Raw genomic sequence first — 22774 nt, 5'->3', positions numbered from 1 at the left:
TGCGCTCACGGAGTCTTGAGCTCGTCCGGGCACGGCGTGCCCCGGGGCAGCTGATACGGCGCCGCGAGCCGGTAGGTCCCCGCCTTCGGCGCCAGCAGTACGGTCCACCGGTCGCCCTTGGAGTCCTCCTCCGTCTGCATCAGACAGCCGTTGACGTTGTCGTACGTCTTCGGCGTGCCCTCGGGACGGTGCTTGGAGGCCCGGGTCTCCTGGGGCGCCTTGAGGCTCTTGCCGTGCCCGTCGACGATGCTCAGCCACGGCGAGTACGGGATCCGGATGAGGATCCGGCCCGCCTGGTGGACCTCGATGGTCAGCTCGCCCTGCTCGGCGCGGTCGACGATCGCGTTCGGCTCGGCGAGCGGCGCCGGGTCGGTCACCTTGAACAGCTGCCAGTTGGCGTCGCCCCAGATCTGCTTCAGGTACGGCATCCCGCGCTGCACCAGGGCCCGCTCGCGCTCGCCGCCGTCGCCGTCCGGGTCGTCCTTGGGCAGGACGACGAAGTGGACCGCCCAGCGCTGGAGCCACTCGTGGTAGTTCGCCGAGTTGAGCGTGTCGTCGTAGAAGAGCGGGTTGCGCTCCATGTCGGCCTGGCGGTTCCAGCCCCGGGCCAGGTTGACGTACGGCGCGAGGGCGGAGGCCTCGCGGTGGGAGCGGGCCGGGACCACCTCGACGCGGCCCTTCGCGGCGCCGACCTCCTGCAGCTCGTTGACGAGCGGGGCGAGCTCGCGCGCCCAGGACGCGGTCGGGGTCGTGTGCACGATGTCGTCGACCGACTTGAAGCCGATCCAGAAGGCGGAGCCGAGGAACGCCAGCACGATCAGGTACCACTTGCCCGAGCGCGGCACCGCGAACGGCAGCGCGGCGATCAGCGCCACCCCCGCGAACAGCATCGGCAGCCGCGAGATGTTCGACCCGATCTGCGAGTTCACCAGCCAGACCAGCACCACCCCGAGGCTGAAGACCGCGGCGGTCAGCCGGACGGTCTTCCACTCCTTCGGGACCAGGAAGAGACACAGCAGCCCGTACAGCAGCGGCAGGATGACCGAGAAGATCGTCATCGGCTGGGTGCCGGAGAACGGGAACAGCCACGCCGACACGGCGACCACCGCCGCCGGCGCGAGCCCCAGCGCCCAGGCGCCCGGCCGGCGCTTCTGCAGGAACAGCGCCACCGCGACCAGGCCCACGAACAGCCCCGCGACGGGCGAGCCCATGGTGGCGAGCGCCGCGAGCGGGGCCGCGACCAGAGCCTTCGCCCAGCGTTTGTGCCGCCAGCGGTACGGCCAGCAGAACACGGCCGCGACCGCGCCCAGCGCGAACACCGTGCCCAGCCCGAAGGTCACCCGGCCCGAGAGCGCGTTGCAGATCAGCGCGAACACACCGGCCAGCGCGGCCCACAGCGGGTTCTTCACGACCCGGCTGCGGATGAGGATCATCGTCAGCAGGCCCGCCGACACGGTCCCCGCGATCATCATGGTCGTACGGACGCCGAGGACCGACATCAGATACGGCGAGACGACGCTGTACGACACCGGGTGCATACCGCCGTACCAGGCGAGGTTGTACGCCGAGTCGGGGTGCCGGCCGACGAACTCGGCCCAGGCGTCCTGCGCGGCGATGTCGCCGCCGCTGTTGGCGAGTGTGAAGACCCAGATGATGTGCAGCACGCCGGACAGCAGGGTCATGGACAGGACCGGGTGCAGCAGCATCCGCTGCCGGAGGGGCTCGACGGCGGCGCGGAGCCGGGCGCGGGTGCCGGTGTCGGTCGCTTCGGCGGTGCTCGCCGGTGCGGTGGTCGTCCGTGTGCCGGTCGGCGGGGCGGCGGGGCGGCCGTCCGGGTCAGCCGCGGGCAGGCCTATTCGCGGGCCGGATCCCGGGCCCGGATCGGCGTCGTCGGCGCGTGTCGGCTCCGCTGTGGCCACCTGAAGGCACTCCCCGTGTCCCGTCTTCTGTTCTCGGCCGGCTTCCCAAGTGTTCCCGGCCGGTTCCCGTCCAGTTCGCTGCCGTGTCCCGTGACCGACAACCTGCCCCGTTTCGTGACGCTAGCACGCACCCCGCCGCGGAGCCCCCGGGTGGGGGCTCCGCGGCGGGGTGCGGTGACATGCCATGCGCCCTGGGTCAGGTGATGCGCGTCAGCTTCGCGGCGAAGCCGGGCTCGGTGAGGTCCTTCTGCAGGGCCACCGGAACCCCCACGGCACCGCTCGAACCGTCACCCACGGTGAGCGTGCCCACCTTGGTGCCGGCCTTCGCGGTGTGCGGCACCTTGTCGGCGGTGAAGGAGAGCGTCACCTTCAGCCCGGCCCAGCCGACGGCCGGCAGGTCCTTGGTGAGGACCACCGGGGTGCGGCCGCCGAGCCCGTCGTCCACGTACCCGACGACATCGCCCTTCTTCAGGATCTTCGCCGACTTCAGCGAGCCCTGCGCGGCCCGGATCAGCTTGTCGCCCGCCTCCAGGACACCGCTGATGATGGTGTTGTCGGAGCCGCCGGCCGGCTGGCGCATCGCGGCACCGATGATGGTGCGCGTCTCGCCGTTGACCGTCTGCTTCGCCGCGAAGACGAGGTTGCCGAGGGCGGAGGTGGTGGTGCCGGTCTTGATGCCGACGACGTTGTTGTAGCCGACCAGCCGGTTGTAGTTGTCGCGCTTGTGGCCCTTGTAGTCGACGTAGGACATCATCGCGGCGACCTCGCGGAACGCGGGCTGCTCCATCGCCTTCTTGGCCAGCTTGACCTGGTCCACGGCCGTGCTGACCGTCGAGTCCGTCAGGCCCGATGGATCGGTGTACGTGGTGTTGGTCATGCCGAGTTTCTTGGCGGTGGCGTTCATCTTCGTCACGAACGCCTTCTCCGAACCCGAGTCCCAGCGGGCGAGCAGCCGGGCCACGTTGTTGGCGGAGGGCAGCAGGATCGCCTGCAGGGCCTCGCGCTCGGAGATGCTGTCACCGGCGGTGACCGGGACGGTGGACTCCTTGCCGGCGTCCGACTGCTCCTCGGCGGGCTTGTCGATCTTGATCTTCGGACCGTCCTCGCCGCTCTTGAGCGGGTGGTCGCGCAGGATCAGATACGCCGTCATGACCTTCGCGACGCTCGCGATCGGTACGGGCTTCTGGTCGCCGGAGGAGCCGAACGTGCCGATGCCCTGGACGTCGAGGGCGGCCTGGCCCTTGGCCGGCCACGGGATGTCGACCTTGCCGCCGTCGAAGGTGAAGCTGTCCTTCGCGGTCAGGTCGAGGGTGGGCTCCGGGAGCGGGCGCAGATTCTGTACGACCGCAAAGACGATCGCCAGGAGCACGGCCACCGGGGTCCAGATCTTGACCCGGCGGACGAGCGTGCGGACCGGGGTCTCCGGCGGCGGGGGCGTGTTCGTCAGCTCGGCCAGCAGGTCCAGCGGCGGCTTGGGCGGCAGGGGCTGCTGGGTGGTGCGCTCGGGGCCGACCTGGGGGATGACGGCGGTGCCGTCGGCGGCGGCCGGGGCGGGCTTGTTCCGGGTCGCCTGGTCGTCAAGAGGCTTGAGGGCGACGAACCTGCTGGTGCGCTCGGGGTCGGACGCGGGGGCATTCGGCGTGGACGCGGGGGTCTTCGGCGCCAGGGGCTTCTTGGTGTCGCCGAGCTTGAGCATGGTCGTCGGCTGGTCGACCTGGGGCTTGGGGCGTACGGCCTTGAAGACGGCGGTCGGCTGGTCGACGGCCTTGGCTCCGCCATCGGCCGCCGCGTTCCCACCCGCACCACCCGTGCGGGTCTCGTCGTCGGCCGCGGGTGGCCCTTGCGGGTCGTCCTCGCCGTCGGCGGCACGCGGGTCTGCGGCCGGCTTGCGGGTCGCGGTGTCCTTCGGGTTGGCGTCCTTCTCCGAGGACGGGGTCGCGTCCGCGGGGGCGTCGGCCTTCGGGGCGCGGGTCTCGTCGTCGGCCGCGGGTGGCCCTTGCGGGTCGTCCTCGCCGTCGGCGGCACGCGGGTCCGCGACAGGCTTGCGGGTCGCGGTGTCCTTCGGGTTGGCGTCCTTCTCCGAGGAGGGGGTCGCGTCCGCGGGGGCGTCGGCCTTCGGGGCCGGGTCCTCAGCCTCGGCTTCGGCCTCGTCCCCGCCCTCGTCGGTGTCGGCCGGGGCGGCCTCAGCCTTCGAGGCGGAGCCCGCGTCCACGGGGGCGTCGGCCTCGGCCCTGTCCTCGTCGGTGTCGGCCGGGGCGGCTTCGGCCTTCGGGGCCCGGTCCTCGGCCCCGTTCTCGTCCTCGGTCTCGGCGGCTTCAGTCTTTTGGGTGGCGGCCTTGTCTGCCGTCGCGTCAGTCTTCGCCGCAGCGTCCGTGTCTGGAGCGGCGTCAGCCTTCGGCTCCGGGGCGTCGGCCGCGTCGGTCTTCGCGTCCGCATCGGCCTTCGCGGAGTCGTCGTCCGCCGTCTCGGCGTCGTCCTTCTCTTCCGTCTCCGGGGCGGCGTCGGCCTTCGCGTCGGCCTCCGGCTCGGCGGCCGACTTCGGGGAAGCGGTGGATTCCGAGGTGCCGTTTGCTTCTGCGTCGGCCTTCGAATCGGCCGTGTCGTCCTCGGCGTTGGGGGCCGCTTCGGCCGCTTCGTCCGCCTCGTCCGCGTCGGACTCCTCGCCGCCTTCGCCCGATCGCACCCACGCCGCCACCGCGGCGCGCAGGCGGGCGTCGTCCTTCGGGTCGGGGGAGTCGGTGTCGGCGGCGGCCGTCACCTCCCGTACCGAGAGGACCTTCGTCGCCGTGTCCGTGGTGCCGCCGGAGTCGGACTCACGGGCCACCGCGAGACGCGGGTCGCGTGCTTCGGGAACCGGACCCGCGCTCCCCGACGTCGGTTCTGCCGACGACTCGCGCTGCTTCGACCTGTCGGGGGACTCGCCCGCCACCGATGCCTCCTCCGTGCGCCACACGCCCACTCGTGCGCCCAATCGAAACGTGAACCCGCCGTTCGCACAAACGTCGTTCCGGCGCTGTCCGAACCATGTACCAGTGTCCTGTGTGCGGACCTGACCCAACCGGGTAGACGAGAACGACATACCTACTGGTTCCCTTACGAACCGGTCACGCACCCTCGACAGATGAATGTGAGAGGGGTCACCCTGTCATTCATCCACGCGGGGAGGCATGGATGGGCAGGAGCCGCAGAACAATTCCGGAGGAGCTTCTGCTGCTGGCACTGGACCCGGCCACGGGTACCACTGCACAGCCGCAGTCGCTCGACCTCGGTCTGGCCGGAGCACAGCTAGTGGAGCTGGCGCTGGCCGGACGGATAGCCCCAGATGGGGATCGTATCGCCGTGGTGGCGCCACGGCCGACAGGAGATCCGACGCTGGACTGCGCGTTGGAGTTGCTGCGAAGGCGCGGCGCTCCGGTACGTGCTGTCCACTGGATCGGCGGGCCGCGTCTCGGGCTGCGCCAGACCTACCTCACGCATCTGGAGCGGTGCGGCATGGTCGCCGCCGTGCCGGGTCAGATGTGCGGGGTATTGCCGACGACTCGCTACCAGGCGACGGACACCGAGATCAGCCGGGAGATCCGTGCCCGGCTGGATTGCGCGATCCGCACCGGCGTACCGCCGGACCCGCGGACCGCGGCGCTCGCCGCCCTGGCGCACGCGGTCGGCCTCGGCAAGCACCTGTACCCGGGCAATGAGGGTCGCTCCTCACGGTCCCGGTTGCGGGATCTGATCCGGCACGACCCGATGGGCGGTCTCGTGGCGCACGCCGTCATGGACGTCCAGAACGGTGTGGCGGCCCAGCCGCGCCGCACCCCGGCCACCGCCGGCCGCCCGGCCGGACCGGCGGCCAGGCCCGCACCGGAACCCGCTCGTGGCGTTCCGATGCAGCCGCGCCGCAGCTCCATGGCGCGCGCCGTGGTCCACTGAGCCGCGGTTCCACGGCATCGCACACGCACACGCACGAAAGCCGCGCCCTCAGTCCCCAGACCCGGTACGGGAGCCGCTGGTCCGAGCGGGGTGGTGAGACCGCACGTCTCACCGCCCCGCTCGGCTGCTTGTGCCCGAACTGACGCGTACGCGCCGCATATCCACTGTTTCCCAGCGGTAGTAAGCACCTTGGTGGCAATCTGCTCAGCAGCAGATACGCAAAGTGCCAGTACAGGCAGGCAGCCGGAGGTGCACGTCCCGTGGCGTCCAATGTCAATCCCACCGTCAGGCGACGCCGCCTGGGCCAGGAGCTGCGCAGGCTCCGTGAGCTCAAGGGCATGACGGCCGAGGAAGTGGCGGAACGACTGCTGGTCTCGCAGTCGAAGATCAGTCGTCTGGAGAACGGCCGCAGGAGCATCAGCCAGCGCGACGTGCGCGACCTGTGCGGGGTGTACGAGGTCGAGGACCAGCGGGTCGTCGAGTCGCTGATGGAGATGGCCCGGGACTCGCGGCAGCAGGGCTGGTGGCACGCCTTCGGGGACATCCCCTACAGCGTCTACATCGGCCTGGAGACGGACGCGGAGTCGCTGCGCGTGTACGAACCCCAGCTCGTCACCGGTCTGTTGCAGACCCGGGCGTACGCGGAGGCCCTGGTGCAGGGCGCGTTGCCGGAGACGTCGACGAACGACATCGACAAGCGCGTCCAGGTGCGGATGCGGCGACAGGAACGTATCACCGCCGAGCACAACCCGCTCCGGCTGTGGGTGGTGCTGGACGAGGCCGCGCTGCGCCGGATGGTGGGCAGCAGGCTGGTCATGCGTGAGCAACTCGAGCATCTGATCGAGATGTCCCAGCTGCCTCATGTCACCGTGCAGGTGCTGCCGTTCGAGGTGGGCGCGCATCCCGGGCTCAACGGGCAGTACGCGATCCTGGAGTTCGCCGACGCGGCCGACTCCAGCGTGGTGTACCTGGAGGGCGTCACCAGCGACCTCTATCTGGAGAAGGCGCACGACGTCCAGAAGTACGCGGTGATGTACGAGCACTTGCGGGCACAGTCCCTCAATGTGGAGCAATCCCGTCAATTCATCGCCGATGCGGCCAAAGAGTACGCGCGCTGAGCGGTCGGCGAGTGAGGCGCCGGATCTTACACCGCAGGAACGCTCCACCGGAAGGCTCACCTGGAATATGCCATCCGGTTGAGTGAACGGCCGCTCCGGGAAGGGATGTTGCCGAGTAGCGTCGATCACGCCAACCGGTCAACAAGGTTGGCGTGAAACGCACTACAGCAACTCGCAACAGGAGTGGACATGGCACTGCTTCAGGGCGTCACGGAGACGTGGACGAAGTCCTCCTATTCCGCCGGTAACGGAGCGTGTGTGGAGGTCAAGTCGCCCGCCACCGTGGAACTCGCCGTCCGCGACTCCAAGGTCGCCGACGGTCCCGTCCTGGCCTTCCCCGCCGACGCGTGGAACGCCTTCGTGGCATCGGTCAAGGCTTAGGGGGCTCCCTGACCCTCGCCGACAGAGACCGGACAACCACACAACAACTGCACACGCACCGCCCAGTGCCCTCTCGACCAGCCCGCCGTCCTTGCCGAGAGGGCCCCTCTTTTTTGGGGCTCGGTTCGCCTCCGGGGCGACAAAGCCGGTGTCGGGAGGGCGATCGTGCTCAGCCCTTCGGGCCTCCGCGCTCCCCCAAGCTCTCAACTTCGTTCGAGCAGGGGGGACCCCCATGCCCTCCCGACACCGGCGCGCCCCTTCGGCTCACTCGCCGTAGGTGGGCGTTGGGCAGCGTGCCGTATGAGCAGCTACTGGTCTCGGCGCTATTCACCGGGAACGCCACGTCGCACACCGGGTCCTCAGGACCGGACGCCTCCCAGTCCGCGAAGTAGACCTCCCGGCACGGGCCCGCCATCTCCAGGCCTTGTTCGGTCATCCACTGCTCCACCGCCTCGAAGGCGGCCAGGATCTGTGGGTGGGCGACCTGGGCCTTGGTGATCCGGGTGTACGCCAGGCGCCCGGCCGGCTCGGTGCGGACCTTCGTCTCCCAGGCCCGGCCGTGCCGGGCCGCCCAGTCCCGGGCCGCCTTCTCGTCGGCGACCGGCACGCAGGACTCCGCCGGGCCGTCGCTCTCCATCGACACCTCGGCGTGGTAGAGCACGAACGGCGCCGCCGTGACGCCCCCGCACTCCCGCGCGGCCTCCTCCAGCCGTCCCAGTGACGCCCCGATCCACGCCGGCAGCTCGTCCGCCAGCGTGTGCCGTGTCTCGGTGATCACCACCTGCTCGGGTACCTCGACCGTTTCGACCACGAACTTGCCGTACATCTCGGAGCTCCTCCCCGACAGTCGTCCACGGAGGTACTCGGCGAGTGTGCGCTGCCCCGCCACGCGGGTCTCGACGTCCGCCCAGTACGCGGCGAGCAGGTCGGCGGCCTCGCCGCCGTCCGTCCCGACCACCTCGGCGATCCGGGCGAGCGGCATGTCCAGCTGCCGCAGCAGCGCCACCAGACGGGCGCGCTCCGCCTGATCGGCGCGGTAGTAGCGGTAGCCGCTGGCCTCGTCGACGCGCGCCGGGGACAGCAGCCCCAGACGGTCGTACAGGCGCAGGGCCTTCGCCGAGAGCCGGGCCCGTGCCGCGAACGCGCCGATGGTGAGCAGTTCCTCGTCCACTCTCACATCCTCCGTCACCGGGCGCCGTCCGCCCGGTGACAAGGACGCTCGGCCCTGCCCCAGGGGCAAGGTCAACAGCGGGCCAGGTCGACGGGTCCTAGGCCAGCTGGGCCTCCACCGCCGTCACGAGCTCCGCCGCCTCCGGCTCGGTCTGCGGTGAGAAGCGGGCGGCGACCTTGCCGTCCCGCCCGATCAGGAACTTCTCGAAGTTCCAGCGGATGTCCCCGGTGTGGCCCTCGGCGTCGGCGAAGCCGACCAGGCGGTCGTACAGCGTGTGCCGGCCCTCGCCGTTGACCTCGACCTTCTCGGTCAGCGGGAAGGTCACGCCGTAGGTCGCGGAGCAGAACTCGGCGATCTCCTCGGCGCCGCCGGGCTCCTGCCCGAGGAACTGGTTGCAGGGCACGCCCAGCACGGTGAAGCCCTGCGCGGCGTACCGCTCCTGCAGCCGCTCCAGGCCGGTGTACTGCGGGGTCAGGCCGCACTTGGAGGCCACGTTCACGATGAGGACGGCCTTGCCCGCGTACTGCGTCAGGTCCGCGGAGCCGCCGGTGAGGGCGCCGATCTCGACGTCGAGTACGGAGCCGGTGTTGTCAGTAGTCGTCATAAGCGGATGCTAGCTCCGGTAAGTGTCGCGAGGGTGACCGGAGTGCCCGCGCCTGCCGGCGTCCAGCAGGACCTGGCCCGCCGCCGTCCGCGTGTACAGCACCGAGCGGCCCGCCCGCTGCCGCTCGACCAGTCCCGACGCCAGCAGCACCTTCAGATGCCGCCCGACCGACCCGAGCCCCTGCCCGGTCACCGCCGTCAACTGGGTCGTGCTCATGGGGGAGTCGAGCAGCACCAGCACCCCGGCCCGCGCCGCTCCGAGCAGGGCTCCCAGGCTCGCCGGTACGGCCCTGCCGTGGGCGTCGGCCAGCACGCCGGCGCAGGGGTAGATCACCGCGTACCGGTCCCCGTCCTCCCAGGAGACCCACCCGTGGCGCTGTGGCGTAATCGGCACGAACACCAGTTCGGCACCGGAGATCTCGCGCGGCGGGTACTCGTGCAGATTCACCTGCAGCCTGCTCTCTCCGAGCCAGCGCGTCCGCCCCGGCCGCAGCGAGTCCAGCGCCTCCACCCAGCCGCCCCGGCTCACCTGCGCCGTCCGCGCGACCACATCGGCCTCCAGAACGCGGCGGCGCCGGGCCCAGTACGGCCGTACGGTCTCGGCCCAGACGTACTCCAGCAGCGCGGCCGCCCGCTCGGGCAGGTCGTCCCGGTCCAGCTCGGCCGGCAGCGGCCCGGCGAGGGACAGCCGCAGATGGGCGCGGGCGTCCGCGGCGGCGCTCGCGCGGACCCGGGCCACACCCTGCTCGAAGGACTCGCCGTCCCGGGGCGCGGGCGTGAGGAAGTCGGCGATCCAGTCCGGTCCGAGCCCGGCGCGCACCAGCAGCGCGGTGATTGGGTCGGACGCCAGCCGCGCCCGGTAGCCGGGCAGATGCGTCCGCAGCCACTCCAGCTCGCCGGGATGCGCGCCCTCGCCGGCGTGCAGCAGCTTCAGGCACGCGAAGGTCTCGGCGAGCGGGGAGAGCACGAACCGGCTGCGGGCGAGCGTGTCGGCGTTGACCTGCCACCAGCCCATCGGCGAGACCCCCTGACGTTCACGGCCGGGCGAAAGATGTTTCGCGCCTGCGCGAAACAATAACGGCCGACTCCGCGGCCGCCTCAGACTCCGGCGCATGCGCAGCTACCAAGTCCTCTTCCGCACCCCCGAGTTCACACCCCTCTTCGCCGCCTCGGCCGCCCACACCGCCGCCCAGACCGTCGGCGGGCTCGCCCTCGGCACCCTCGTGTTCCGGGCGACCGACTCGCCGCTGCTGTCGGCGGTGAGCATGTTCGGCCCCTCGCTGGTCCAGATGCTGGGTGCGACCCTGCTCCTGTCGGGCGCCGACCGGCTCCCGCCGCGTACGGCGCTGACCGGGATCTCCCTGGCCTTCGCCGCCGGCGCGGCGGTCATGGCCCTGCCCGGCCTGCCGATCGGGGCGGTGTTCGGCGTGGTGCTCGTGCTGGGGCTCGTGGCCTCGCTGGGCGGCGGGGTCCGCTGGGGGCTGCTGAACGAGATCCTCGCCAAGGACGGCTATCTGCTGGGGCGTTCGGTGTTCAACATGATGAGCGGGATCGCCCAGATCACCGGGTACGCGACGGGCGGTGTCCTCGTCGCGGTCCTGTCCCCGCGCGCCTCGCTGCTGCTGGCCGCCGCGCTGTACCTGGTGGCGGCCCTCGTCCTGCGCCTCGGCCTCACCGCGCGCCCGCCGCGGGCCTTTGGCCGCCCCTCGGTCGCGGAGACCTGGCGCACCAACGCCCTCCTGTGGTCCGCCCGCCCGCGTCGGCTCACCTACCTGGGCCTGTGGATCCCCAACGGCCTGGTCGTCGGCTGCGAGTCCCTGTTCGTGTCGTACGACCCCGGCGCCGCCGGCACGCTGTTCGCCTGCGCGGCCCTGGGCATGCTGGCCGGTGACCTGACCGTCGGCCGGCTGGTGCCGGACGCGGTGCGCGCCCGGCTGGCGACGCCGCTGCTCGTGCTGCTGGCCGCGCCGTATCTCCTGTTCGTCCTGCACCCCGCGGTCCCGGTCGCCGCGGCCTGCGCCGCCCTCGCCTCCGTCGGCTTCGGCGCGAGCCTCGTCCAGCAGGAGCGGCTGATGGCCCTGACACCGGACGGACTCGGCGGCCACGCCCTGGGCCTGCACTCGGCGGGCATGCTGACCGTGCAGGGCGCGAGCGCCGCGCTGGCGGGTTCGGTGGCCCAGGCCACCTCGCCCGCCACGGCGATGACGGTGATGGCGACGGCGTCCCTCGCGGTGACGCTCGCCCTCGCTACGGCTGCTCGGTGGCCTCGGGTTCCGGCGTCGGAGCCGGCGCCGGAGCCGGCACCTTCGGGCCGTTGAGGTTCGCGTCGATCTTCCGCGTGGCCCGGTCGAAGTAGCGCAGCAGCTCCACCGGGAACGGCATCACAAGGGTGGAATTCTTCTCGGCGGCGACCTCCACCACCGTCTGGAGCAGCCGCAGCTGCATGGCCTCCGGGGTGTCCGACATGATCCGGGAGGCGTTGGCGAGCTGCTGCGCGGCCTGGAACTCGCCGTCCGCGGTGATGACCCGGGCCCGCCGCTCGCGCTCCGCCTCGGCCTGCCGGGACATGGACCGCTTCAGGGACTCCGGGAGCTGTACGTCCTTGATCTCGACGCGGTCGATGTGGATGCCCCACTCGGCGGCCGGGCTGTCGATCATCAGGGCCAGCCCCTCGTGCAGCCGCTCCCGGTCGGTGAGCAGGTCGTCGAGGTCGCTCTTGCCGATGATGGACCGCAGGGAGGACTGGGCGACCTGCCCGACGGCGAAGTGGTAGTCCTGCACCTCGATGGCGGCCCGCAGCGGGTCGGTCACCCGGAAGTAGACGACGGCGTCGACCTTCACGGACACGTTGTCCTTGGTGATGCCCTCCTGGGTGGGCACCGGCATGGTGACCACCTGCACGTTCACCTTCCGCATCCGGTCGGCGAACGGGATGAGGAACGTGATGCCCGGATGCCGGTACGACGGCAGCGCCTTGCCCCACCGGAACACGACGCCGCGCTCGATCTGGTTGACCACCCGCATCCCACTGCGCAGTACGAGCAGGGCCAGTACGGCCACGAGCACGACTGCTACGACGGTGCCCTCCATGGCACTCCATTCTCCGGTGCTACTGAGACAAGGGAGAGGACACCGCGCGGCGGCGGGTGGATGCGCCCGGCGGCGTCAGGAGTGCGTAAAGAAAAAGCCCCGGGGTCATGTCGGCGCGGCTGTGGGTGAGTTGGAGGCCCGGCTCAGCGCGTCCCGATGTCGTGCGTGGTGCCCTTCGTGACGGACCGGAGTTTGATCGCGATGCGCGTCACTGCGCGATGGCCCAGCCGAAGTTGGCGCCGCCCTTGAGGGAGACGTCGCGGGCGGAGAGGAGCTTCGCGCCCGTGCCGGTCAGGCCGGAGGCGGTGCCGCGCAGGACGGTGACCGCGCCGTAGCCGTTCTCGTAGCCGGCGCCGGTGACGAGGTCGGCCTTGCCGTTCTTGTCGAGGTCGACCAGACGCACCGTCATGCCGAACGCGTCCCGCGTCTCCGAGGAGCCGGGGACGCCCGCGGTGTCCTGCGAGTAGGACTTGGCGCCCTTGCCGGTCAGCCCGGAGGCCGAGCCGAACAGGAGGGTGACGGAGCCGGCGTCCTTCACCGTGCCGAGGTCCTCGCCCCAGGCGCCGACGGCGATGTCGGCGTAGCCGTCGCCGTTGACGTCGCCCGCGCCGATCGCCGAGCCGAAGAGGTCGTCGGTCTCGCCGGTGCCGGGCACGCCGGCGGTGTCCTGGTGGATGACGGTGGGCGTCTGCTCCGGGTCGGGGCCGTTCGGGCCGCCGTACCAGACGGCGATCTGGCCGCCCTTGTGGGCGCCGGTGCGGCCGGCGTGCGGGTCCTGGTAGTCGCCGAGCACGAGGTCCCCGTACTTGTCGCCGTTGACGTCGGCGACCGTGGCGATCTGCCCGTCGGCCTTCGGCAGGTTCACGAGGGCGTACTCCGTCTCGGGGTGGTCCGCGCCGCCGGGGTCGTGGCGGAGGTAGGCGATCGCGCCGCCGGCGTCGCCGTCGACGGCGTACGGGTAGACCCGCTCGGCCCTGCCGTCGCCGGTCAGGTCGCCCGCCGCCACCTCGTACGTCGAGCCCAGCTCCCCGACGCCGTAGTGGCCCAGCGGGGTGCCGGTGCGGCTGAACGGCCCGCGGTAGAGGTGCGTGTGGCTCTGGCCCGTGACGGTCACGTCCGTCTTGCCGTCGCCGTCGAAGTCGCCGGTGGCGACGCCGGAGGAGTAGCCGCCCCACGTGCTCAGTGACGACAAGGGTGGCTCGGGCAGGTTGGCGCCGCCGGACAGGCCGGAGGGTCCGCCCCAGACGACGGTGACGTTGCCGATGCCTTCGCGGCCGCCGATGCCCTCGTACTGGGCGCCGACCACCAGGTCCGCGTAGCGGTCGCCGTTCAGGTCGCCGGTGGCGAGGCTGCTGCCGAAGCTGTCGCCGGTCTCGGCGGTGCCCGGGATTCCGGTGGAGTTCTGGGTGATGACGGTCTTCTTGGCCGAGGAGACCCCGGAGGCCGAGCCGTACAGCACGACCACGGCACCGGCACTGGGGACCGAGCCGACGTCGGCGTTCATGGCACCGATCGCGACGTCACGGTAGCCGTCCCCGTTGAAGTCACCGGACAGGCCGGAGGGGGCGGCGGTGGCCGACGTGGCGGGCAGGGCGGTGAGCAAGCCGGTGGTGAGCGTGGCGGCCAGCAGAAGGGTGCGCTTGCGCAAGACGGGCTCCGGTGGATCGGTGACGTCGTACGGGAGTCGATCAAGAGACGTCCTGCTGCAGGTAAGGGTTGTACGTGAGTTCGGTAAATTCCCGAGCGATTTCGGCCTTGACTGAAAACCGATGTTTAGGTGAGCCTTACCTAAGCCTTGCTGTGTCTGTTCTGGGAGTCGTCTGTGTCCGTGCTGCCCTCGGAGTCCTCCGTGTCCCCTCAGGTGGCCCCCGTCCGGCGGCTCGGCCTGTTCGACACCTGGTGGACGGTCGCGGCCGCCGCGCTCGCCGCCTGCCTGGGACTCTCCGCCTGCGCCTGGATATCCCTGCACCTGCGGGTGGACCCCGCCCTGCACACCGCGGCGCTCTTCGTCCACCTGGCCTCGCTCGTCCTCGGCTTCGGAGCCGTCCTGATGGCGGACTACTACGCGCTCCTGTTCCTGACGGGCCGGTGCGCCCTGCGCGACGCCCTCGGCAGCACGGCCCACCTCCACGTCCCGATCTGGACCGGCCTCGCTGGCCTCGTGGCCAGCGGCGTGATGCTCCAGCCGGACCTCGACTCCCCTCTCACGCGCGTGAAGCTGGGGCTGGTGCTCGTCCTCACCCTCAACGGCCTGCAGGCCGGGCTGCTGAACAGGCGCATGGCGCAACGGAACACCGCCGCCGTGCTCGCGCCGCGGTTCCTCGGCTGGGGGGCGGCCACGGCCCTGGTGTCCCAGGTGTGCTGGTGGGGCGCCGTGGTCATCGGGTTCCGCAACAGCCAGGCGTAGGCGGCGACAGCCGGGTGCCGGTCCTGACTCTCTTGCGGTTACTCGGGAACCGTTGGAGAGTGGCCGCGGACAGGGACGTACGCACTTCGGCGACGAGGGAGCCTCATGGGGACCAGGCGACTCACGGGCTTGCCCGACGACGCGGACCTCGCGCGCGCGGACTCACTGGGACGGGAGATCTTCTCGGACGTCGCCAACAAGTGGGCGCTCCTGATCATCGAGTTCCTCGGTGAACGCACCCTGCGCTTCAGCGAGTTGCGGAACGAGGTCGAGGGCATCAGCCACAAGATGCTGACCCAGAACCTGCGCATGCTGGAGCGCAACGGCCTCGTCGAGCGGACCGTGTACCCGACCGTGCCGCCGAGGGTCGAGTACACCCTCACCGACCCGGGCCGGGCCCTGCGCGTGACCATCGACGGGTTGTGCGACTGGACCCATCAGTACCTCGGCCACATCGAGGACTCCCGCCGCCGCTTCGACGGCTGACGGGCCGGGGCCGCGGTGGTTCAGTCGAGGACCGCGGTGGCCTCGACCTCCACCAGCAGGTCGGGCTCGGCCAGCGCGCTGACGCCCACGCCGGTGAGCGGCGGTACCGGGGTGACCCCCAGCTGCGCGCAGGCGCGGGCGACGCCCTCCATGACCAGCGGCATCTTGTCGGGGGTCCAGTCGACGATGTAGGCGGTCAGCTTCGCCACGTCGTCGAAGGAGCCGCCGATCCCGGCCAGGGCGGTGCCGATGTTGAGGTAGCACCGCTCGGTCTGGGCGGCCAGGTCGCCCTCGCCGATGTGACCGCCGTCGGCGTCGCGGGCGACCTGGCCGGCGATGTGGACCAGCTTCGACCCGGTCGCGATCGACACCTGCCGGTAGATGTCGACCTTCGGAAGTCCTTCGGGGTTCACCAGGGTGATGGCCATGAGGCCTGCCTCCTCGTCACGAGAGCCCGCGCCTCGCTTCCGCGTGATGCGGGGGCGTTCGCTCTCCAGTGGTTACTCGGAAACCGTAGGAGAGCGTGCGTTGACATGGAAGAACGCACTTTTCGGTGACTCGGGAACCTGACGGTGACCGTGGAGTTCGGCCGTGCCGGAGGTGCTCACCGTCTCGACGGTCGCGGGACGGCGGCGGCAGGACTTGAATGAGTGGTGTGACGAGGCGGACGAGGGAGGGTGTCATGGACCCGACCGTCAAGCCCCTGGCCGTGGCGCGAGGCCCCTACCGCCTGCACGCCGAAGTCCTGCCGGGAACCGGCACACCCGTGGTCCTGATGCACGGCTTCCCCGACAGCACTCACCTCTACGACCGGCTGCTGCCGCACCTGGCGGGCAGGGTGCCCGCGGTGCGGTTCGACTTCCTGGGCTGGGGGGAGTCGGACAAGCCGCGCGACTACCCCTACACGGTGGCCAACCAGGTGGGCGACCTGTCCGCCGTGGCGGAGGCGGTGACGGAACAGCTGGGCGCCCGCCGGCTCGTGCTGGTGGCGCACGACGCCTCCGGCCCGCCCGCGATCGACTGGGCGCTGGCTCACCCCGACCGTGTGGAGCGGCTCGTCCTGCTGAACACGTACTACCACTGGACCCCGGCACTGCGGCGCCCGCCCGCCATCGCCCTCTACTCCACGCCGCTGGTGCGCACGGCGGCGCGGGCCGTCGTGCGGCGCCGGCCGGCCCTGGACCGGCGCCTGTACGCCTGGCAGGTGGGCCGGTTCATCAGCGACTCCCGCGTGCGCGAGCCGTACGTGACGCGGCTCTACGCACAGTTTCCCGCCGCGCGGCCGGCGTTCTGGCGGCTGAACGACGAGCTCCTCGCGGCGGTACTGAGCCGCAGACGACGCCTGCCCGAACTGCGCGCGTTCGAGCCGCCCGTGCGCGTCGTCTTCGGGGCCCGGGACCGCTACCTCAACGCCCGGGTGGCGCGGGAGTTCGCCGACCTGTTCCCGAACAGCGAACTGCGCCTGCTCATCGACGCCGGCCACTTCGTCCAGGTCGACGAACCCGAACTCGTGGCCGACGCCATCGCCGCCGAACAGCGCCCGCTCTAGTCGGCGTAGACCTCACCGGTGCCGGCGTCGACCAGCGTCTGCCACGGGTCGCAGCCGCCGCCGCTCTCGTCGGGCTTGCAGTGTGTGTCGTAGACGTTCACGGACCACACGACGCGCCAGGGTCCCCGCCAGCCCTTGGCGCGGTCGGCCTTCAGCACGTCCGCCCGGATCCGAAGCGCGTCGAGATCCGCACCGATTTCGCCCTGCCTCTTCCGGACGAGTTCCTCGGCCCGCTCGGCCGAGATCAGCTCGGCGGGGAGCCTCACGCGCTCGGGGCCGAAGTCGACCAGCAACTGGGAGACGCGTCCGGCCCGGTTGATCCGCACGTCGAGGCTGCGCGGCAGCACGACGCCACGCTCCTTGAACCGCCAGGACGTGCGCCACCCGAGCGCGCCCTTGTCACCGGCGGGTCGGGTCTCGTGCCAGGAGGCCGCCTCGGCCCACGGGTAGTGGGCCCTCATGTACGCGCGGGCGATGCGGTAGGCGTCCTGGGCGTCGTCGGGCCTGGCCGCACCCGGAACCGGGAAGCTCGCCCGCGTCGGACGGGCGGAGTCCTCGAAATCTACGTGCAGTTGGCGGCCGCCCGGCCACATCAGGTCGGCGGGGTACCCGCCGGCCATCTGGACGGACATCCAGCCGTTGTAGCCGTCGACGCCGGGGCTCATCCGTACGGCGCCGACGTGGTACCGGTCACCGAAGGCCTGACGGACGGCGCGCTCGGCGGCCTCGCGCTCGTCACCGTGCGCGTCCCGCACGGTGGAGCCGTCCATGTGGTCGAGGGTGACCGAGGTCCGGACGACGACCGCCCCGGCCACGGCGAACACTCCGGCCACGATCAGCGTGGACCTGGCCCACGCCCCCCACGCGACCCGCCCCCGCACCAGCGCGAGCCCACCGGCCACGCCGAGCACACCACCGGCGGCGTTCATCTCCACATCGGCGCTGTCGCAGATCCCGCTCACGAACGGCGCCAGGGCCTGGCCGAGTTCGATCAGGCAGGGCAGCGCCAGGACACCGGCCAGCACGGGCAGCGGCCGACGCAGCGCCAGCACACCGAACAGCCCGAGCGGAACGAACATCGCCAGGTTCCACTGACCCTGCGTGGTGTACAGCGGCTCGGTGAGCTCATGGTTGATCACACACTCGGCCCGCCCCGATTCACCCCCGCGCAGCCCGAGGGTCACCCCGAGCACGCCGGTCAGGCAGAACGCCAGAGGCAGCCACCAGAACGCGTGGGCGACCCGGCGCCGCCGAGCGACGTCCCACGCGATCACTCCTACGACGACAGCGACGACGGTGAGCCCGACGAGGAACCCCGTGTCATCACCGAAGACAGCGGCAAACATTCCCTTGCCCTTTCTCGGACAGGTATCCCAAGAGCGCCCGCGGAGAATTCCGGGGCGCCGCTGAGTGACCTCTGGTCAGAATTTCCGAAGAGGGATCCGACGCTTGCCGCTGTGCTCATGCATGACGATGCGCAAGAAATGCCGGGAAATCGGCACAATAATTACTCCCCCGTGAGCTGTCACCGCGTTCCGCGATGACGCACGTTCCGCCGGCCTGGTCAGGACCTCGGACGTCATGATCACTTTACAACGCTTGTCCTGCTTCACGCACTCACGAATATGGAGGCCCCCATTCCCCTGTGATCACCGGTGCGTACACTGCGTCCATTCATCGGCGGCCCGTCGGGGGGCGGGTCCGAAACGCCCTGGGGGGCTCCATGCGCACATTGACGATCGGCTCCGCCCTGCTCGGTTCCCTTGCCGTAGCCGCACTGCTCGCGCCGGGCGCGCAGGCGACCGAAGTGGTGGGCAACATCGATGTCGGCACCTTCCGGATCACCGGCGGGGGCGGCGCGGGAAACGACGTCGTGCTGGGCACCACCGACTCAAGGAAGATCACCGTCCAGCTGATGGCCGGTGACGACTCGGGCGTCAAGGTCGCGGACTTCACGCTCTACCACGGGAGCAGCCTCAGCAAGGCCGACGCGGTGCTCAAGCCCAGCGAGGCCGCGCCGGTGTGCACCGCCAACGGGACCACCACGGTCTGCACCAAGCACTACACGATCGACCCCCGCCGTGACCTGAGGAACGCGCTGGCCGGCATCTGGAAGGTCGCGATCGACGTCAAGGCCAACGACGGGGACTACGTGCAGACGGACGGCTACACCTCCTTCTTCATGAAGCGCAACGCCAAGCTGACCGCCAACGCCTCTCCCGAGCCGGTCGCCAAGGGCAGGACGCTCACCGTCACGGGCAAGCTCACCCGCGCCAACTGGGACACCCACGACTACCGCGGTTACACGAACCAGCGCGCCTACCTGGAGTTCCGCACGCCGGGCGTCAGCTACTACGAGTCCATGGGCTACACCCTCACCGACACCCACGGCGTCGCCACCGCCAAGGTCACCGCGACCGCCGACCGTTACTGGCGGTACGAGTTCAGGCCCACCATGACGACCAACGCCGTAAAGGCCACGGGCGACTTCGTCGACGTCCGCTAGTCGGCGGCCCGGGGCGGCAATAATCGGGTTTCAATTCTGAATAATGGGGTTCCAATTCCGGTGCCCGTCGAATTGCTGTTGAGATCGCCTCAATGAGTGGCTTTCCCGGACCGGACCGGCGTGCTGCGGCAGCGTTCTGAACCAGCCCTGTATCCCTTTCACGTCACGTGAGGCAACGGGAGGCTGGAGACGATGATCGAGCGAAGGAAATTCCTCGGGGCCGGTGCCGCGGGCGCCGCGGCCATGCTTCCGCAGGGCGGTCCGGGAACGCGGGCGTACGCGGCGACGGCGCACCACCCGCCGGCAGGGTGCGAGGACCCCGCGGGGACGCCGAACACCCCTCCGCTGGAGAGGTTCGTCGATCCACTGCCCAGGCCGCCGGCAGCCATCCCGGATCCTTCTGAATATCCGGGCGCCGACTACTACGAGTTCACGATGCGTCAGGGCACGTGGCAGTTCCACCGGGATCTCGGGCCGTCACCGGTGTGGGGTTACTGGGCCGCGAACCCGAACGATCCTCACAAGCCGATCGGCATGGGCTATCTCGGGCCGACCCTCAACACGACCAGGGACCACCCGACGGTCGTCAAGTACCGCAACGAGCTGCCGACCACCCACATGTTCCAGGACGTGATCCTGGCGATTCGTAACGGGAACGCCCTGGTCTTTCCGGACCCTCCGCCTCCCTACAAGCCCGTCCAGCCCTTTCCCGAGAACATCGACGTGTGGAACGTCGTACACCAGCACGGCGGTTACACGGCACCACAGTCCGACGGCCTGCCGCTGCAGGCGTTCAGCCCGAAGGGCTTCCATGCCGAGGGCTACACCACCTTGGACCCGGGCCGTGTGAAGCCCAACGAGGCGATCTACGGCTACACCAACCACGACCATTCGTGCATGCTCTGGTATCACGATCACGCCATGGGGATGAGCGCTCTCAACGTCTATGCGGGCCTTGCCGGTCTCTACTTCATTCGTGACCCCGCCGACGAGCGGCTCGGGCTGCCGCGAGGCGAATTCGAGGTCCCCCTCATCCTGCAGGACCGGACCTTCAAGGCGGACGGCAAGCTCGCCTACACCATGGTCGACCGGGAAGGTGAGGACACCCCGGTCGTCAACGGGAAGGCGTACCCCTACCTGGACGTCGAGCCGCGACGCTACCGACTGCGCGTTCTCAACGCTTCGAACGAGCGTTTCTGGCGGCTGAGGTTCGACGTTCCCAGAAAGGTACTGCTTCAGCCGCAACTGCCGTTCTGGCTGATCGGCACGGACGGCGGCTTCCGTGCTCCGCTACAGATGCTGGACTTCCTGATCAGTCCGGCCGAGCGGTACGACCTGATCGTCGACTTCAGCAAGGTGAAGGGCAGTGAAGTCACCTTGACGAACTACCCGGGAACGCAGGTCCACTTCCCCGGCATCCCCGGCTGCGGCCCGGAAATCGCGGACATCATGAGATTCCGGGTCATCAAACCACTGTCCGGTGGTGGGGACAGGACGACGCCGCCCGAGAAACTCAAGCTGCAGTCGGTCCCGCCCATCAAGCCGAAACCGCACACCCGTCGGCGGGAATGGGTCGTGTACCAGCACAAGCTCTTCAGGACGATGACGTTGAACGCGGTGCCGTACATGGCACCGTCCCAGGACTTCATCAAGGAGGGCTCGACCGAGATCTGGGAGTACATCAACCCCAACCACGACGCCCACCCGATGCACGTCCACCTCGTCAACTTCCAGGTCCTGAACAGGCAGCCGATCGACGCGGCCCGCTATCAGGAGGACTACGAAAAGTGGATCTACGGTGGCCGCAAACCGGAGGACTACCCGGTGCTGGCCAACTACTTCACCGGCCCACCGATTCCACCGGACCCGGACGAGGCGCTGTCCTACAAGGACACGGTCAAGGCCCCTGCGCAGATGGTGACCAGAATCATCATCCAGGAATTCATCCCGCCGACGGATGAGATCGCGTCGATCCCGGGCAGCGGCGCCACGCTCCCGGCGACGTACATCCATCACTGCCACCTCCTCGAACACGAGGACGACGACCTGATGCGCCCCTGGACGATCGTCCGGCATTCGGAGCAGGAGCACCCGACGAAGGAGCACCCGGCGAAGGAGCACGGCTCCAAGACCATGCACAGCTGAGGGACTCCCGCCCGCCGCGACGGCCCCGGACCGAGATCGGTCCGGGGCCGTCGCGGGTCTTCGGGGACGCCACTCGTATCGACGTCCCGTTCATCGGCTCCGTGGTTCAGTCGGTGTCTTCGTCGCACAACGGCTCGACGCGCCCGTCCTGGGCCGTTCGTGCCGACGGGGACCGCTGGGTGTTGTCGTCGCCGACCGGCTGGAAGTAGTGGTCCAGCGCCCAGGCGGCCACGCGGGCGCCGGCCCGGCAGCCGTCCACGTCCGCCGTGCGGGAGTGGACGCCGCCCCACACTCGGGCGTCGACCATGTCCCGGTTGAGGGCGTCGGCGGAATCGTAGAACCGCGTGGTGCCGGTGACCTCGGAGGGGACGTTGAGATCGATGTGCGAGGTGCCGAGGGCGTCGGTCAGGGCACGTGCCACAGCGGCGGCGACGGTCGTGTGACCGGCGATGTAGTCGGGGTGCGGTGGGGTGACGAGCAGCGGCTCCCAGGCCGGGTCCGCCGTCGTCGCGGGGTTGCCGTCGGTGTCGGCGAGGCGGATGGCGGTGATCGGCCGCCAGGAGCCGTAGTGGAACTTGGCGTCCCACGCGGTGACGACGGCGTCGGTCGCCGACGCGTTCACCGCGGCGAACAGCCGGGCCGTCTCGGCGACGCCGAGCTGGTGGCGGGCGGCGTGGTCCCGTACGGCTGCCTGGACCTGTGCGACCAGGTTGCCGCTGAAGAAGAGGGCGGTCTCGGTCTGCTGCGGGCTCCTGCCCGAGCCGGTCTTCGCGCCCATGGACTTCAGTTCCAGGAAATCCTTGGCGTAAGCGGCCGAGGAGAGGGCGCGTGGCCCGCCGGGGCGGAACTGCTGCGGGGAGGCGAGCAGGAGGGGGCGGAGCGTGGCGAGCCAGGTGTCGATGAAGGGCTGGAACGCGGGCGGGGTGGGCCGCCAGACTCCCGGTGCCGGGGAAGCGGTGAACGGAAGGTTCGCGAACCGGCCGTCCCCTTCCCTGAGTTCGATGATGCGGGCGGCGGCGCGCCTTCCGTAGTCCACGCCTTGGTCCGTGGCCTGACCGGCCGGGAGGGCGGCGAGCGAGTCGGCGTAGGCGGTGTCCAGCTGCTGCTGGAAGGCGGGGAAGTAGGCGACCAGCACGTCATGGGCCGCGGTGGCGGCGGCCGCCGCGGAGGATGCCGTGGCCGGACCGTGCTCGTTCCACTTGTACAGGGCGTAGCCGCCCTCGATCCCCACCACGGCGTTGTAGACGGCGACGGAGACGAATCCCTCCCAGATCGCTGCCTGCCCGGAGGGGCGTGGGCCGAGGCTGGTCTTGATCGTGTCGGTGGCGATGGCGTTCCACTCGCGGACCACGGCTGCCGGGTCCGCGGCGGTCCGGGGGGCCGGGTCGGGGGGACTTGCCGCGGCGGTGAGTGTCACGAGGGCGACGGCCGCGACGCCGCAGATGAATGCCCGGACTCGTGAACGTGGGGGA

17 protein-coding genes and 2 pseudogenes are annotated in these 22774 nt (G+C 70.4%); 9 read left to right on the top strand and 10 right to left on the bottom strand.

Features of this window, described 5'->3' with window-relative positions; translation table 11 throughout:
- Positions 1 to 5 precede the first annotated feature (5 nt).
- Complete coding sequence (locus IPZ69_RS11785; protein ID WP_235454014.1) at positions 6 to 1919, bottom strand: MFS transporter; 1914 nt, start codon at positions 1917 to 1919, stop codon at positions 6 to 8.
- A gap of 196 nt (positions 1920 to 2115) precedes the next feature.
- The gene (locus tag IPZ69_RS11780; RefSeq protein WP_235454013.1) at positions 2116 to 4848 is read right to left on the bottom strand and encodes a D-alanyl-D-alanine carboxypeptidase; all 2733 of its coding nucleotides are present in this window, start codon (positions 4846 to 4848) and stop codon (positions 2116 to 2118) included.
- A gap of 242 nt (positions 4849 to 5090) precedes the next feature.
- On the opposite strand from IPZ69_RS11780, the gene IPZ69_RS11775 reads away from it, so the two are divergent.
- The 3 genes from IPZ69_RS11775 (at position 5091) to IPZ69_RS11765 (ending at position 7345) form a co-directional block, all read left to right on the top strand.
- Positions 5091 to 5846, top strand: coding sequence for a GOLPH3/VPS74 family protein (locus IPZ69_RS11775; RefSeq protein WP_235454012.1), 756 nt, complete (start codon positions 5091 to 5093; stop codon positions 5844 to 5846).
- Between the two features lie 260 nt (positions 5847 to 6106).
- Complete coding sequence (locus tag IPZ69_RS11770) at positions 6107 to 6964, top strand: helix-turn-helix domain-containing protein (protein ID WP_235454011.1); 858 nt, start codon at positions 6107 to 6109, stop codon at positions 6962 to 6964.
- A gap of 189 nt (positions 6965 to 7153) precedes the next feature.
- On the top strand, positions 7154 to 7345 hold the full coding sequence (locus IPZ69_RS11765; protein ID WP_235454010.1) for a DUF397 domain-containing protein: 192 nt from the start codon (positions 7154 to 7156) through the stop codon (positions 7343 to 7345).
- Between the two features lie 325 nt (positions 7346 to 7670).
- On the opposite strand, the pseudogene IPZ69_RS11760 reads toward IPZ69_RS11765, so the two are convergent.
- The 3 genes and pseudogenes from IPZ69_RS11760 to IPZ69_RS11750 all read right to left on the bottom strand — a co-directional run.
- Positions 7671 to 8534: pseudogene (locus IPZ69_RS11760) on the bottom strand (MerR family transcriptional regulator); the annotation flags it as partial.
- Positions 8535 to 8613: 79 nt separating this feature from the next.
- The gene (locus IPZ69_RS11755; protein WP_235454009.1) at positions 8614 to 9120 is read right to left on the bottom strand and encodes a glutathione peroxidase; all 507 of its coding nucleotides are present in this window, start codon (positions 9118 to 9120) and stop codon (positions 8614 to 8616) included.
- Positions 9121 to 9129: 9 nt separating this feature from the next.
- Entirely contained in the window at positions 9130 to 10134 is a 1005-nt protein-coding gene (locus tag IPZ69_RS11750; RefSeq protein WP_235454008.1) for an ArsR/SmtB family transcription factor, read from the bottom strand.
- Between the two features lie 97 nt (positions 10135 to 10231).
- On the opposite strand from IPZ69_RS11750, the gene IPZ69_RS11745 reads away from it, so the two are divergent.
- Entirely contained in the window at positions 10232 to 11437 is a 1206-nt protein-coding gene (locus IPZ69_RS11745) for an MFS transporter (protein ID WP_235454007.1), read from the top strand.
- Here IPZ69_RS11745 and IPZ69_RS11740 read toward each other — a convergent pair.
- Both IPZ69_RS11740 and IPZ69_RS11735 read right to left on the bottom strand, forming a co-directional pair.
- A pseudogene (locus tag IPZ69_RS11740) lies at positions 11370 to 12209 on the bottom strand (slipin family protein); the annotation flags it as partial. The gene IPZ69_RS11745 and the pseudogene IPZ69_RS11740 sit on opposite strands and share 68 nt — an antisense overlap.
- Before the next feature lie 208 nt (positions 12210 to 12417).
- Positions 12418 to 13857 carry an FG-GAP-like repeat-containing protein gene (locus tag IPZ69_RS11735; RefSeq protein WP_235454005.1) on the bottom strand — a complete coding sequence of 480 codons (1440 nt, stop codon included), beginning with the start codon at positions 13855 to 13857 and terminating at the stop codon, positions 12418 to 12420.
- A 174-nt stretch (positions 13858 to 14031) separates the two neighbouring features.
- Between IPZ69_RS11735 and IPZ69_RS11730 the strand changes: the two genes are divergently transcribed.
- Together IPZ69_RS11730 and IPZ69_RS11725 are read left to right on the top strand one after the other, a co-directional pair.
- Positions 14032 to 14616: a hypothetical protein gene (locus IPZ69_RS11730; RefSeq protein ID WP_235454004.1), complete on the top strand. Its 585-nt coding sequence runs from the start codon at positions 14032 to 14034 to the stop codon at positions 14614 to 14616.
- Positions 14617 to 14721: 105 nt separating this feature from the next.
- A complete protein-coding gene (locus tag IPZ69_RS11725) occupies positions 14722 to 15102 on the top strand; it encodes a winged helix-turn-helix transcriptional regulator (protein WP_235454003.1) in 381 nt (126 codons plus the stop codon).
- Positions 15103 to 15122: 20 nt separating this feature from the next.
- On the opposite strand, the gene IPZ69_RS11720 is transcribed toward IPZ69_RS11725, so the two are convergent.
- Complete coding sequence (locus IPZ69_RS11720; RefSeq protein WP_235454002.1) at positions 15123 to 15530, bottom strand: RidA family protein; 408 nt, start codon at positions 15528 to 15530, stop codon at positions 15123 to 15125.
- Positions 15531 to 15784: 254 nt separating this feature from the next.
- Here IPZ69_RS11720 and IPZ69_RS11715 point away from each other — a divergent pair, with 254 nt between their 5' ends.
- The gene (locus tag IPZ69_RS11715; protein WP_235454001.1) at positions 15785 to 16651 is read left to right on the top strand and encodes an alpha/beta fold hydrolase; all 867 of its coding nucleotides are present in this window, start codon (positions 15785 to 15787) and stop codon (positions 16649 to 16651) included.
- Here IPZ69_RS11715 and IPZ69_RS11710 read toward each other — a convergent pair.
- Positions 16648 to 17997: a VanZ family protein gene (locus tag IPZ69_RS11710; protein ID WP_235454000.1), complete on the bottom strand. Its 1350-nt coding sequence runs from the start codon at positions 17995 to 17997 to the stop codon at positions 16648 to 16650. The genes IPZ69_RS11715 and IPZ69_RS11710 overlap by 4 nt on opposite strands.
- 377 nt (positions 17998 to 18374) lie before the next feature.
- Between IPZ69_RS11710 and IPZ69_RS11705 the strand changes: the two genes are divergently transcribed.
- Together IPZ69_RS11705 and IPZ69_RS11700 are read left to right on the top strand one after the other, a co-directional pair.
- Complete coding sequence (locus IPZ69_RS11705; protein WP_235453999.1) at positions 18375 to 19157, top strand: calcium-binding protein; 783 nt, start codon at positions 18375 to 18377, stop codon at positions 19155 to 19157.
- 192 nt (positions 19158 to 19349) lie between these two features.
- Complete coding sequence (locus IPZ69_RS11700; protein ID WP_235453998.1) at positions 19350 to 21302, top strand: multicopper oxidase family protein; 1953 nt, start codon at positions 19350 to 19352, stop codon at positions 21300 to 21302.
- A gap of 106 nt (positions 21303 to 21408) precedes the next feature.
- Here IPZ69_RS11700 and IPZ69_RS11695 read toward each other — a convergent pair whose 3' ends face one another.
- The gene (locus IPZ69_RS11695; RefSeq protein ID WP_235453997.1) at positions 21409 to 22719 is read right to left on the bottom strand and encodes a vanadium-dependent haloperoxidase; all 1311 of its coding nucleotides are present in this window, start codon (positions 22717 to 22719) and stop codon (positions 21409 to 21411) included.
- Positions 22720 to 22774: the final 55 nt, after the last annotated feature.

The organism is Streptomyces olivochromogenes, assembly GCF_021538895.1.
Lineage (GTDB): Bacteria > Actinomycetota > Actinomycetes > Streptomycetales > Streptomycetaceae > Streptomyces > Streptomyces olivochromogenes_A.
The sequence above is the reverse complement of the archived record's forward strand: the minus strand, read 5'-3'. Positions and strand labels throughout refer to the sequence as shown.